Below are 13,050 nucleotides of genomic sequence, written 5' to 3' on the forward strand. Positions count from 1 at the left end.
CACACCCATCCGCGAGCGTGTGACGAAGCCGACGAGCGCACCGAAACGCTATCTCTCTCCGTTCGTGACGCCGGACGTATTCACCACACTGGGCACCTAACCGACGGTACTCGAGGCACCGTATGCGGTGAACGGTACCGGATCTGGATCGATTTCCCCGTAGCTCGCCGGCGGTTTCGTACGCTCGGTGACGAAAAACGGACGACTCGTTCTCTGGGAGTCAACACCAGCAGGGCGGCGACACTCTCGATCGTCAGAACAGCGCGTCGAGCTCGCCGCCGGTGTCCATCAGTGAGGCGAACTCCTCGTCGGCGCTCGCCCGGACGTCCTCGGTGGTTTCCTGGGCCTCGATCGCCACCTGCTGGAGCTGTTCGATCCGCGGCACGTCCGTCACGCCCGACAGCAGGACGATCGCGCCGACCTCGTCTCGGCTCGGGATCGGATAATCGCCGCCGCGGATCTCCATGCTCGCGGTCTCGTCCTCGAGCCACTGGCGGCCGCGCTCGACGCCCTTGCGGTTGAGGTGGGACGGCGGGCCGGTGGCGACGACCAGCCCGCGATCCGCGCTCGAGACGTCACAGGGGAGCGTGAGTCGTCCGAGAGCGGCCTTGCGGACGAGGCTGGTCATTCGGTTCGTCGCGGCACCGTCGTCGAACTCGTCGTCACCGGTCAGGGACGAGAGCAGTCCCGTGTCCGCGTCGACCACCTCGCGCGCGTAGCCGATCGTCGAGATGCCGTTCGAGAGCGTGTTGATGATCTCGCTCGAGTCGACGACGCTCTCGGCGACGTGATCGCCCTGCTCGACCTCGCCGGCGGCGAAGAGGAGGCCGAACCGCTCGACGATCTCGCGGTTGATGCGGTCGTAGCCGCCTTCGACGGATTCGCCGGCGCTGCGCCAGACGTCGTTGTCGAAGACGAGCAGGTTGTCGACCTCGTCGACGAAGGTCTGGAACGATCGAGCGGCGTTGAGCGTGTAGATCCCCCCTTCGTCCGTGCCGGGGAGGATGCCGAGCCCGTAGACGGGCTGCGTGTAGATCCGCTTGAGGTGTTTCGCGAGGACGGGTGCGCCGCCCGACCCGGTGCCGCCGCCCATCCCGGCGACGATGAGGAAGGCGTCGATCTCGTGGACGGGGATCCGATCGATCGCGCCCTGTATCTCGTCGATGTCCGCCTCGGCGACTTCCGCGCCGAGTTCGTTGTCGGCACCGACGCCGTGGCCCTTCACGCGCGCCTGACCGATGAGGATGCGGTTCTCGTCCGTTATTCGCTCGAGTCCTTTGAGGTCCGTCGTCGCGGAGTTGACCGCGATCGCCGATTCGATGAAGCCGCCGCCGATCGCGTCGTCGAACGACAGGAACTCGTCGACTACCTTCCCGCCTGCCTGACCGAAGCCGATGAGTGCGAGTTTCATAGCTGTCTATCGTGGCCGTTCCCCGGCGCGACCGCGACCGCTCTGTGGGGACCGGCGGTCCGCCGGGATTGGAACGGGTTCCACGTCTCCCGAGACGCCACTTCCGGGCATTGTTATGCGCGCCGTATAGTCGATACAAAGTATGTCATCGTCTCACTACTCTCTTCTAATCCGAACTTTCATCGACCGATGAGTGTTGATTGCGGTAGCCGAACTGAGGGGTTACACCCATCCAACCGACTCCGCGACCGCACGGATCACCGACAACCCCACGTTTTCCGTGCTCGAGTCGTCAGACCGAGTGTGATCGTTCACTGGCACCGCCGGGACCTCCGGACGACCGACAATCGGGGGCTGGCACGCGCTGCGTCGACCGAGGAGCCGGTCGTCCCGCTGTTCGTCCTCGATCCGACCGTCCTCGAGCACGCGTCGCCGGTCCGCGTCGCGTGCTTGCTCGAGTCTCTCGCCGACCTTCGGACGTGGTACCGGGACCGGGGGAGCGACCTGCTCGTCGCTCGCGGCGAGGCGAGCGGGGTCGTTCCACAGGTGGCGGCGGCCCACGACGCGACGAGGGTCGTCTGGAACGAGGATTACAGCGGCCTCGCACGGGACCGCGATCGGGCAGTGCGGGCGGCGCTCGAGGAAGCGGGTATCGCTGCCGAGTCGGTCCACGACGCGATCCACCACGAACCGGGGTCGATCACGCCGAATCAGGGCGAGCACTACTCGGTGTTTTCGTACTTCTGGAAGAAGTGGCGCGATCGCGACAAGCGAGCGGCGGTCGCGGAACCGGTTGCGGACGATCTCGCCGACGTGTCCGGCGAGCCGATCCCCTCGCTCGCCGAGCTCGGGTTCGACGAGCCCGAGGCGACGCCGCCGACGGTGACGATGGCGGCGGCTCGAGAGCGGGTCGCCGACTTCTGTTCGGGACCGATCTACGACTACGCCGACCAGCGCGATTATCCCGCGGCCAGCGGGACGTCCCGGCTCTCTCCACATCTCAAATGGGGCACGATCGGGCCGCGCGAACTGTTCGCGGCGACCGAGCGCGCCGCCGATGGAGCCTCGACCGCCGACGACCGCGAGAGCGTTCGAGAGTTCCAGCGCCAGCTCGCCTGGCGGGAGTTTTACGCACACGTCCTCGCGTTCAACCCCGAGACGATTACCGAGGATTTCAGCGGGTACGAACACGAGATCGAGTGGCGCGACGACCCGGACGCCCTCGAGGCCTGGCGAGCCGGGGAGACGGGCTATCCGATCGTCGACGCGGGAATGCGCCAGCTGCTGGCCGAGGGATGGATGCACAATCGCGTGCGGATGCTCGTGGCCTCGTTTCTGACGAAGGATCTCATGCTCGACTGGCGAGCGGGCTACGACTGGTTTCAGCGGCGTCTCGCGGATCACGACACCGCAAACGACGTCGGCGGCTGGCAGTGGGCGGGCTCGACCGGCACCGACGCCCAGCCGTATTTCCGGGTCTTCAACCCGATGAAACAGGGGCGAGAGTACGATCCTGACGCCGAGTACATCCGCGAACACGTACCCGAACTCGCCGACGCGACCGCCGACGAGATCCACGGCTGGCACGAGCTCGAGCCGGCACAGCGAGAGCGAATCGCCCCCGACTATCCGGCTCCGATAGTCGACCACGCGGACCGGCGAGAACAGGCGATCGAATTGTTCGAACGGGCGCGCGGCGAGTCATCAGATTAGTGAGGTACCGCGTTCACGTTCCCTCGTACCGATTGAACGTAAAATCGATAGCTATTGTTGTAATATGTAGGTGATGCGAATAACTATATTTGCCATCATCCTTTTCCGAATGACTCTCTTAGCCGCTATTATGTCCTCCCCGGACGGAACCTCGACGCCCGATGGTTCGGTGTCGCCAACGCAGGCCATCATCGAGGCTATCGCCGAGCACGAGGGCGTCGATATCACTGACGTCGAACCCCCGGCCTACGACCCGCTGTTTACCGTCGTCAATCCGGAAGCCCTCGACGATCTGTTCCACACCACTGCCGGTCTCGCGACCAACGTGGAGGTTCGTCTGGAGTACGAGGGGTACGAGGTCCTCGTCCGTCCGGGCAGTGACGTCGACGTTCGCGACCTCGATTCCACTAACTCGATCGACAGTTCGTTCGGGGACTGACGGCCGAGTCGAGTTCACTCGGCCCAGTAGGCCTCTCCTGGTTGGGTTTCGAAGACTGCGCGAGCGAGCAGATCGATCGCCTTCTCGAGTCCCTCCCGCGAACTGGTCAGCGAGTCCTCGTGCTCGATGCTCAGCGCGCCGTCGTAACCGACCATCCGGAGCGTCGAGACGATGTCCTTCCAGTGAGTTTCGTCGTGTCCGTAACCGACCGACCGAAACAGCCACGATCGATTCGGCTCGTCGTCGTACGCCGTCGTGTCCAGCACGCCCTTTTCGCGGGCCTGTGCATCGTAGATCTTGGTGTCTTTGGCGTGGAAATGGTGGATCGCGTCGCGCTCGCCCAGATACCGGATCGCGTCGGTGATCGTGATCCCTTGCCAGTAGAGGTGCGAGGGATCGAAGTTCGCGCCGATCCGATCGCCGGTCTCCTCGCGGAGCCGTGCCATGCCGTGGGGTTCGTACACCAGCATGTTGGGATGCATCTCGATCGCGATATCGACCCCGTGATCGGCGGCCTCGTCGGCGATATCGTCCCAGTAGTCGACGGCTCGTTCCCACTGGTACTCGAGGGCTGCGGCGTGTTCCGGCGGCCAGGGTGCCGTGATCCAGTTCGGAACGTCGTCGTCCGGGCCGCCGGCCGGGAGTCCCGAGAAACAGGTGACGGTCCCGACGTCCAGTTGCGCGGCCAACTGAATCGCCTCGCGGAGTTCGGTATCGGCCGTCTCGGCGCGATCCTCGTCGGGATGCAGGGGGTTGTTGTGCGTCGCGAGCGCGCTGATCCGCATGTCGTACTCGTCGAGCAAGTCGCGGAGCTCGGCCTGCTCGGTATCGTCGTCCAGGTACTCTTCGCGCGTCAAGTGGGCCTGTCCCGGATGGCCGCCGACGCCGGGTTCGATCGCGTCGACGCCGAGCCCGTCGAGATAGGGGAGCGCCTTCTCGAGCGGTTCGTCGGCCAGCGGTGGCGTGTGGACGCCGATTTCCATACGGCGTGTGACCACTGCCGGAAAGATAAAACGGGGGCCGGCACGTCCCCGGTGCCGGAAGAGGATCACTCGTCGAACGCGATCGTTCGACCCTCGTTGCTCGAGCGGTAGATACTCTCGATGACTCGCTGGACTTCGAGCGCCTCCCTGACGCTGTTGTCGTGATCTTCGTCGCCGACGATACGGTCGAAAAACGCCTTCTGCTCGTCCGAGTGGGTGTCGTTCTGTCGCGTTTCGATGGTCGTATCCTCGAGGTGATCGGGGCCGTCGTTGCTCGCCGAGTGAACGCTGAGATCGCCGTCGAGGAGGTCGAACCGGGCGGCGGCCTCGGTGCCGCGGACGACGAACTCGTGGGTCGCTGGTCGGTTGGTCGCCCACGCGACCTCGAGCGAGACAGTTCGGTTTCCGTCACAGCGAATGAACGCGCTGGCCGAGTCGTCGACGTCGAACCCTTCGGGCCCCGCGTCGTCGGCCCACATGTCGAGGTAGGCGTACTCTTCGCGGTGGCCGAACTCGCTGCGGGCGACGCCGCTGACCTCCCAAAGATCGGGATAGCCGAGGAGATAGAGGGCGAGATCGATCGCGTGGACCCCGAGGTCGATGAGCGCACCGCCACCCGCGATCTGGTGACGGGTAAACCACGACCCGCGCCCGGGGATGCCTCGCCGACGGACGTAGTTCGCCTCGACGTGCGAGACATCGCCGAGATTCCCCCGATCGATCCGATCTTTCACGATCCGGACCGTGTTCGCGAACCGGTTGTTGAATCCGACCGTGGCGTGGCCCTCGGAGTCGGCCGCCGCGTCGGCGATCCGCTCGGCACTCTCGATCGAGTGGGCGAGTGGCTTCTCGAGGAGCACGTGGAGGTCCCGTTCGAAGGCATCGATGGCGTACTCCTCGTGATACTTGTTCGGCGTCGTGATGATCACTGCGTCGACGGTGTCGTACAACTCACGGTGGTCGTCGTAAACGTCCACGTCGTACCGTCTGGCAAAGCGCGTTCTCGCCTCGGCGGCGATGTCCATCCCACCGGTAAGCGTCACCCCGAGGTCTACGAGTCGCTCCGCGTGGTACTGGCCGATGTTGCCGAGACCGACGATCCCGGTTTCGATGTTCGATCGATCGAGTGTCATTTCCCTGTAATCTGGTGCTGCCGGCGGTCGTCTCGTTTCAGTCCGATACACCGGTATCCGCTATATCTAATCTTTCGACTCGAGCGACTTCCGTCCGTCGCCAAACGAGGGGGTGACGCACGCGGATACGCGAGTCCGATCGAGAACCGACCTCTCATCACGACGGGGCGGTTCAGCTGTCCGCTTCCGTCGGCGTCGTGCCGGGCTCTCGCTCGGGGAGATCGGTGAGGCCGTGGACGAGCGCGTTACCGGTTGCCGTATCGAAGAGGTGGATCTTCGACCGGTCTAACACGACATCGACGTCCTGATTCGCCTCGATATCCGTGTCCGGCGTGACGCTCATCAGCAACTGATTCGGTGACGTGGCCGGATCTTGTTCCATCGATCCCGTCGTGGCCTCGGAGAGCAACAGGTAGACGAAGACCTCGTCGCCCATCGGCTCGAGGACGTCGGTTCGAGCGTCGATCGGATCCGTCGACGAGGCGAGCGAGTCGGCGTACTCGGTCAGGTGGACGTCTTCCGGCCGGATACCGAGCGTGACGTCGTCGCCGACGGTCACGTCCGGAACGCGGGAGGGGTCGAACTCGACGTCGAAGTTGGTCGTCTCGAGACCGCTCTCGACGAGTTTACCTTCCACGAAGTTCATCGACGGCGAGCCGATGAAGCCCGCCACGAACAGGTTCGTAGGTTCGTTGTAGCAGACTAGCGGTGCCGCGATCTGCTGGAGTTTGCCGTCGTTTAGCACCGCGATCCGATTCGACATCGTCATCGCCTCGGCCTGATCGTGGGTGACGTAGATGACCGTCGCGTCCAGCTCCCGGTGGAGCCGCTGGAGTTCGGTTCGCATGTGGACCCGCAGTTTCGCGTCGAGGTTGGCCAGCGGCTCGTCCATCAGGAACACGTCCGGGTTGCGAACGATCGCGCGGGCGATGCCGACCCGCTGTTGCTGGCCGCCGGACATCTCCTTTGGCATCCGGTCTAACATCCCCTCGAGCTGGACGATATCGGCCGCCTGTTCGACACGTCGCCGAACTTCCTCGTCGTCGTACTTCCGCAGCCGCAGCCCGAAGGAGATGTTCTCGTAGACGTCCATGTGCGGAAACAGGGCGATGTTCTGGAAGACCATCGCGACGCCCCGATCCTTCGGCGCGAGATCGGTGACATCGTCGTCGCCGATGTAGACGCGCCCCTCGGTCGGCTGGGTCAACCCGGCAACCGTCTCCATCGTCGTCGACTTCCCACAGCCCGAGGGGCCGACGAACGTGACGAACTCGCCGTCCTCGACCTCGAGGCTGATGTCGTCGACCGCCGTTTCGTCTCCGTATCGTTTCGTGATGTTTTCGAGTCGTACTCGTGACATTGTGTTACTCCTTGAGTGCTCCTGCGGTGAGTCCGCTGACGATCTTCTCCTGTGCGATGACCACGAGGATCGCGACGGGGATCACCCCGAGGATGCTCGCGGCGGCCATGAGGTTGTACAACACCTCGTACTGTCCCTGATACGCGAGGATCCCGTCGAGGATCGGTGCCCAGTTCTCCGGCTGGCCGTCCGTCATCAGGAACGAGAAGAAGAACTCGTTGTAGACGGCGATGAAGGTCAACACGCCGGCCGTCGCGACGCCGGGTGCCGACAGCGGGATGATGACCCGGAACAGCGCACCGAGACGGGTCGTCCCCTCGACGCGGGCCGCGTCCTCCAGGCCGTCCGGAATCTGTCCGTAGAACGTCGTGAGAATAAAGATAGCGAGCGGCATGAAGATCGCTGACAGCGGGGTCACGAGGGCGAACGGCGTGTTGTAGAGCGTGCCGTCGCCGGTGATCGGCTCGAGGAACACGAACGAGGTGTTGAAGAGGTCGTTCAGCGGGATGAAGAAGGCGGCCGGCGGGAAGAACGAAATGATCAACACCAGTAGCATGAGCGGCGTTCGGCCGGGGAACTCGAGGCGGCCGAAGGCGTAGCCGGCGAGGCTGGCGATGACGAGGACGACGACCGTCGAGGCCAGCGCGATCACGAAGCTGTTGAACATGTAGACGTGGAAGGGGATGACCTGGAATACCTCGACGAACGCGCCCGGATTGAACCCGTTGGGAGTGAAGACGATGTCCTGAAGCTGCCCTTCCGGCGTCAGTGCGACCATGAGCAGCCAGTAGAACGGGAACAGCGTCGTCACGAGGAAGAAGATCGCCGCGACGTAGAACATCGCCCGGTACACCCGCTCGGGGTGGGAGATGGAGTTCGCCACCCACCGCTGGAATGGACCGCGGTCGAGTTCGGCGTCGCGGTCGTCTTCGAGGACGGACGTGCCGCCGTCGGGTCGGCGGAGGGTCGGGTCTCGCGGCGGTCCGTCGCCAGCGTCGTCGGTACCTCCGGTGTCGTTCGGATCGGTGGAATCCCTTGGATCTGACATCAGTACATCCCTCCTTCGGTGTCGCGGAAGAGTAGCACGTAGCCGCCGATGATCAGGCCGATCACGAGGGCCGTGGCGAAGGCCACGGCGGCGGCCGTCGCGTAGATGCGGGTCCCGCCGAACATCGCTTCGACGACGAGACAGCTCAGCGAGGGAACGGTCGTACAGCCGGCAGTCGACTCGATCAGGCCGAAGACGCGCATTGCGTCCATGGTTCGAAACAGCATCGCGACCAGCAGGGCCGGCATCACGAGCGGGAGCGTGATCATCTTGAATCGCTGCCACGGCGAGGCCCCGGCCACGCGCGCGACATCGTACAAGTTTCGGTCGACGCTCTGGAGTCCCGCGAGTATCAGCAGGGCCATGAACGCCGACGATTTCCAGATGTCGGCCACGAGGATGATGATGAACGCGTCCCGGCTGTTGGCCAGCGGCGTCCCGCTGAAGACCCCGATGCTCTGCATGAGGTCGGAGCCGAACCCGACCGTCGGCTGGAACAGCAGGAAGAAGATCATCCCCTGAATGACGATCGGCACCGCCCACGGGAGGATGATCGCCACGCGGACCCAGCGACGCCCCGTGAACTCCTGGTCGAGCACGTACGCCTGGCCGAACCCGATCACCGTCTCGAAGATGACGCTGATGACCGCGAAGGCGAGCGTGACGAACAGCGCCTGCTGGAAGAACGGAGTGCCGAGTTCGATAAAGGGGAACGACGACGTCAGTCCGACGTCGAGGAACTGCCGGGCCAGTCGTGCGTTCCCGGTGAGGATGTCGACGTAGTTCTCGATGCCGACGAAGCCACCGAGCGGGTCGAGCCCCCGCGTCTGGTTGGCACGAAGCGACATGACGAACGTCCGTATCATTGGGTAGAACGCGATCAGCGTCAACAACGCGAACGCCGGTAGTAACAGCAGGTACGCGTATGCCGCCTCGCTCAGGCCCTCCATCCAGTTGACGACGGCGTTGCCGGACCGCTCACGATCTCCTTCCCGTCCGGACTCGCCGCCGATCAACCCGTCCGTATCCGTGTCAGTTGCCATTCGTTTCCACCTCCGCTTCGCTCTGCTCGAGTTCGTTCGCGAGGTCGTTCATCGCGGCCTCGGGGGATTGCTCGCCGCGATATGCCGCGTTGACCGATTGATAGATCAGCGCGGACTGTTCCGGCCAGAGGTCGGTCGCCGGCCGCGGGATCGCGTTCTCGCTGGCCCGCTGGACCACGTCGCCGTAGCGAGCGACGGGACCGACATCGTCCGGATCGGCCTCCGCGACCAGATCGAGGTTCGGCGGTAAGTAGCCCCCGAGCTCGAAGACCGTGAGCATGACCTCCTCGGTGGCGAACGCCTCGAGGACCTGGAGCGCTTGGTCCTGGCGCTCCGAAAACGGGCTCACGGCGAGATTCCAGCCCCCCAGCGCCGCGACGGTGCCGCCGGTGCCCTCGTACTCGGCCTCCTGCTGGGAGACCGCGTACGGCCGCGTCATCACGCCGAGGTTCTCGCCGAACGCGTCCTCGGTACCCGTCTCTGCGATCGCGTACGACCAGTTCCGGTTCGAGACGGCGTTGCCGGCCGCGAACGGGTTGAGCGACTGCTGTTCGGTCCACTGGACGATCGCCGACGGACAGATCTGGGCGTAGCCGTCCATGGTGTTTTCCTCCTCACCTTCGATGAACGAGCGCATCATTCGGATCGCATCGATGACCCGGTCCCCGTCGACGGTGATCGGCCGGTCGCCCGCGGTGAAGAGGTTGTCCGCCCCGCCGTAATACGCCCCGCCCCAGGACGTCATCACCTCGTTGAACGTACAGCAAGACAGCCCCTCGTAGGCGGCCGCCTGCGTCGTGAACCCGTAGTCGAGTCCGGCCTGGTCACGCGCATCGCGAACCGCCCCTGAGAACTCCTCCCAGGACGGCGGCGCCGACGGCCAGTTGCCGGTGTCGTAGCCGGCGTCTTCGATCAGATCCTCGCGGTACAGCGTGAACCCCAGGTCCGGAAAGAACGGCAGGGCGTGGAGATCTCCGGTCTGGGGATGACGCGCGGTTTCGAGGATGGCCTCGAGGTAGTTACTGTTGACGCGCTCGAGGACGTCGTCCGAGAGCTCTTCGGTCAGGTTGACCGTCTGGTTCCTGAGGATGAAGGGAACCGTCCAGCCGCTGTCCATCATGTGAATGTCCGGCGGAGCGCGACCCGCCTCGAGCGCTGATTGAGCGGTCTGCATCCGCGATGCGGAGTCGCTGACGACGGTCTGGATATCGATGCGGATCTCCTCGTCGAGCCCGGCGTCCCAGAGCGCCTGCTGGACCGAGGGTCCGTCGCCGTCGCTGTGTATGATCCCTGCGACACCCGAGTCGGCGGTCATCACCACGGTGTTCGCTTCGCGCCCCCGACCCAGACAGCCGGTGACGGCGACCGCTCCCGCCGTCGACACCGATGCGGCTTTCAGGAACGATCGCCGCCCGAGACGGGAGCGGTCACTTTGACCGGCGGTATCGTGTCCCATGCGAAGAAACGGACCACGTTCACCGACTTAATTGTTAGCTATAAATATGGTAATAAAATGTGAGTGTTCGGATATGGGTTCGGTTACGAACACCGAGCAGTCGATCCAGTTATCGACGACTGGGAGTGACCGTCGTCAGGAACCCCCTAATCTCGTATTGCCGACGGACGGTCGGCAGGTGCCAGCCGATGGACTACAATGGCACTGATCGTAGTCCGATGGCGCAATTAGCGCTCCTCGAGCGTCGGCGGCTCGTTCCGACCGATGTGGATCTCGTGGGCTTCGACGTCTTCGAGGGCGGCCACCCGGCCGCCGACGGAGACCGCGTCGCCGTCTTCGGTTTCTATGGTGAGACTAGCGACCTCCTCGCTGACCTCGAAGTCGATGTCGCGGACCCGGCCGCGGACGATACGCTGACCACCGACCTCGACGTCCCGGCCGTCGATGGTCGCGTAGAACTCGCCGCCCTCGTCGATGAGGTCCTTGACACACCGGCGGATGGAGGCGTACGTTCGGGGATAGGGGCGCGCAGTGCCGTCCTCACCGAGCGTCTGTTCGGCGGTCGTCCAGAGGACGGTCCCGAAGAAGCCGGAGATGAGGAAGCCGAGCGCCGATCGATTGAAAATCACGCCGTACCGGTCCTGATCGTCGCGCAGGGCGTCCTGCGTGGCGTAAACCGAGTAGTTGCCGTCGGCGACGGCGACGACCGGCGTCGTGATCCCCCGGCGGGCACGGGCCGTCGTCGCGACCTCGCCGTACGCGAACTCCGACGGGTCCGGGGCCTCGCTCGCGGGCGTCACGATCAGGTCGACGCTGACGCCGTCGTCGACCGCCGCTCGCAGTTCCGCCTCGAAGCGGGTCAGCAGATCCGGCGTCAACGAGAGCGCGAGTTCGAACTCCGCGGCGTCGATGACCTCCTCGAGGTAGCGGAGAATCGTCGATCTGGACTTGACCAGCGAGACGGCCTCCGTATCGCGGGCCGGCGCGGTGTAGCGGGCCTCGAGTTCCTCGATCATTTGCTCGAAGGAGGTCTGGACGTCGTCGAACGCCTCGCCGGGATCGATCGCGACGACTTTCATCGGACGGGACTCGCGCAGTTCGACCAGTCCGCGGTCGCTGAGGCTGCGAACCGTGTCGTAGACGCGCGGCTGGGGAATGTCCGTTCGGTCCGCGATCTCGCTCGCCGTGAGTTGGCCCTGCTCTAACACGGTGAGATAGGCGTCGATCTCGTACTCGCCGAGGTTGAACCGGTCCCCGACTCGCTCGACGGTCGAGCGAAGTTCGTCTGGTGCCATATCGGTCCCTACACTCCCGGCCGCTAAATGATTTATTATATTCCGAGTAGCACCCGTTTTCGAAATTGGGTTGTTTTTCCCTCGAGGGTCGAACCGAAGGGTCAGAACGCTTAACCACGCCGGGCCAGAGCGTGTTGGTATGCGCGCGGTCTTACAGGGGAACGGCGAATCGATGGCCGAGGCCATCTCGAACCAGCTTCCCGGACGGGTTCCGCAACAGGCGGTCGAGATCTTCCTCGCGCTCATCGTCCTCGCCGCCGGCTGGTATCTCTCGAAGCTCGCGGTTCGGATCGCCGGTCGGACGGTCGCCCGCAAGATCGAACGGCCGAGCGTCACCAGAACCGTTCTACGGGGCGTGAGAGTTGCCGTCTTCCTCTGGGCGGCCGGTATCGCCGCCGGCATCGTCGGCGTTGGCGACACGCAGATCCTCCTGTCGGTGACCGTCATTTCGGCCGTGATCGCGATCGTCCTCGCACCGTTAGCCGGCAGCCTCATCAACGGTCTCTACGTCCTCGCCGATCGCCCCTACGAGATCGGCGACATGATCGAAGTTTCCGACGCCGGCCACCGCGGGTTCGTCGAGGATATTACGATCCGCTATACGAAAATCTTCACCCTTCAGAACACCTTCATCGTCATTCCGAACTCCGAAATTCACGCGCGCGACGTCGTCAATTACTCCGCCGAGGACGAGCGGACGCGGGTCTCGGTCGGGTTCGACATCACGTACGAGAGCGATCTCGAGGCGGCGCGCAAGGAAGCCGAGCGGGCTGCACGGGGCGTCGACGACGTCATCTCCGGCGGCCCGGACATCCGGATCGGGAGCGCCCGGTACGCCGCCGCACCGTCCTGCTACATCGCCGAGTACGGCGATCACGGGATCGCCCTCGAGCTGTTCTTCTGGATGAAACACCCCTACAAGCAGACCGTCGTCCGGTCGGCAGTCCAGGACGCGATCGGCGACCGCTTCGCGGACCTCGACGTCGAGTTCGCCTACCCGCACCGCCACCACGTCTTCGACGAGACCAGCGGCGTCGCGCGCCTGTCCGTCGACGAGTCCAGCGCCGAGCGATCGGCTGCGGACTCGCCCGTCGAACCGGCCAAGGGGGGGAATCCGGGCGAAAGTCCTGCCGACCAGACCGATCGGTAACCCCGACCCGGTTTCGAAC

Annotated in this window: 11 protein-coding genes; 3 read left to right on the forward strand and 8 right to left on the reverse strand. The window is 64.5% G+C overall.

The genetic code is table 11. The features are described from left to right. Positions 1 to 253 precede the first annotated feature (253 nt). Positions 254 to 1,411, reverse strand: a complete 1,158-nt coding sequence (locus LDB05_RS03355; RefSeq protein WP_226006519.1) for a tubulin/FtsZ family protein — start codon at positions 1,409 to 1,411, stop codon at positions 254 to 256. A gap of 303 nt (positions 1,412 to 1,714) precedes the next feature. On the opposite strand from LDB05_RS03355, the gene LDB05_RS03360 reads away from it, so the two are divergent. Next, positions 1,715 to 3,124 (forward strand): cryptochrome/photolyase family protein, encoded by a 1,410-nt coding sequence (locus LDB05_RS03360; protein ID WP_226006520.1) that lies wholly within the window; start codon positions 1,715 to 1,717, stop codon positions 3,122 to 3,124. A 130-nt stretch (positions 3,125 to 3,254) separates the two neighbouring features. Beyond that, positions 3,255 to 3,563: a HalOD1 output domain-containing protein gene (locus LDB05_RS03365; protein ID WP_226006521.1), complete on the forward strand. Its 309-nt coding sequence runs from the start codon at positions 3,255 to 3,257 to the stop codon at positions 3,561 to 3,563. A 14-nt stretch (positions 3,564 to 3,577) separates the two neighbouring features. On the opposite strand, the gene LDB05_RS03370 is transcribed toward LDB05_RS03365, so the two are convergent. From LDB05_RS03370 to trmB, 7 genes are all read right to left on the reverse strand, one after another. Continuing rightward, positions 3,578 to 4,546, reverse strand: coding sequence for a sugar phosphate isomerase/epimerase family protein (locus tag LDB05_RS03370; RefSeq protein WP_226006522.1), 969 nt, complete (start codon positions 4,544 to 4,546; stop codon positions 3,578 to 3,580). Positions 4,547 to 4,611: 65 nt separating this feature from the next. Beyond that, the gene (locus LDB05_RS03375; protein WP_226006523.1) at positions 4,612 to 5,679 is read right to left on the reverse strand and encodes a Gfo/Idh/MocA family protein; all 1,068 of its coding nucleotides are present in this window, start codon (positions 5,677 to 5,679) and stop codon (positions 4,612 to 4,614) included. Between the two features lie 172 nt (positions 5,680 to 5,851). Next, a complete protein-coding gene (locus tag LDB05_RS03380) occupies positions 5,852 to 7,039 on the reverse strand; it encodes an ABC transporter ATP-binding protein (RefSeq protein WP_226006524.1) in 1,188 nt (395 codons plus the stop codon). 4 nt (positions 7,040 to 7,043) lie between these two features. Then, positions 7,044 to 8,087, reverse strand: a complete 1,044-nt coding sequence (locus tag LDB05_RS03385) for a carbohydrate ABC transporter permease (protein WP_226006525.1) — start codon at positions 8,085 to 8,087, stop codon at positions 7,044 to 7,046. After that, positions 8,087 to 9,130: a carbohydrate ABC transporter permease gene (locus LDB05_RS03390; RefSeq protein WP_226006526.1), complete on the reverse strand. Its 1,044-nt coding sequence runs from the start codon at positions 9,128 to 9,130 to the stop codon at positions 8,087 to 8,089. The genes LDB05_RS03385 and LDB05_RS03390 overlap by 1 nt, the downstream gene beginning before the upstream one ends. After that, positions 9,120 to 10,586: an extracellular solute-binding protein gene (locus tag LDB05_RS03395; protein ID WP_226006527.1), complete on the reverse strand. Its 1,467-nt coding sequence runs from the start codon at positions 10,584 to 10,586 to the stop codon at positions 9,120 to 9,122. Before LDB05_RS03395 ends, LDB05_RS03390 begins: the two co-directional genes overlap by 11 nt. A gap of 227 nt (positions 10,587 to 10,813) precedes the next feature. After that, a complete protein-coding gene (trmB, locus tag LDB05_RS03400) occupies positions 10,814 to 11,881 on the reverse strand; it encodes an HTH-type sugar sensing transcriptional regulator TrmB (protein WP_226006528.1) in 1,068 nt (355 codons plus the stop codon). 139 nt (positions 11,882 to 12,020) lie between these two features. Here trmB and LDB05_RS03405 point away from each other — a divergent pair, with 139 nt between their 5' ends. Further along, positions 12,021 to 13,031 (forward strand): mechanosensitive ion channel family protein, encoded by a 1,011-nt coding sequence (locus tag LDB05_RS03405; RefSeq protein WP_226006529.1) that lies wholly within the window; start codon positions 12,021 to 12,023, stop codon positions 13,029 to 13,031. The last annotated feature ends 19 nt before the right edge of the window (positions 13,032 to 13,050 follow it).

The organism is Natrinema salinisoli, from assembly GCF_020405205.1.
GTDB classification, from domain to species: Archaea; Halobacteriota; Halobacteria; order Halobacteriales; family Natrialbaceae; genus Natrinema; species Natrinema salinisoli.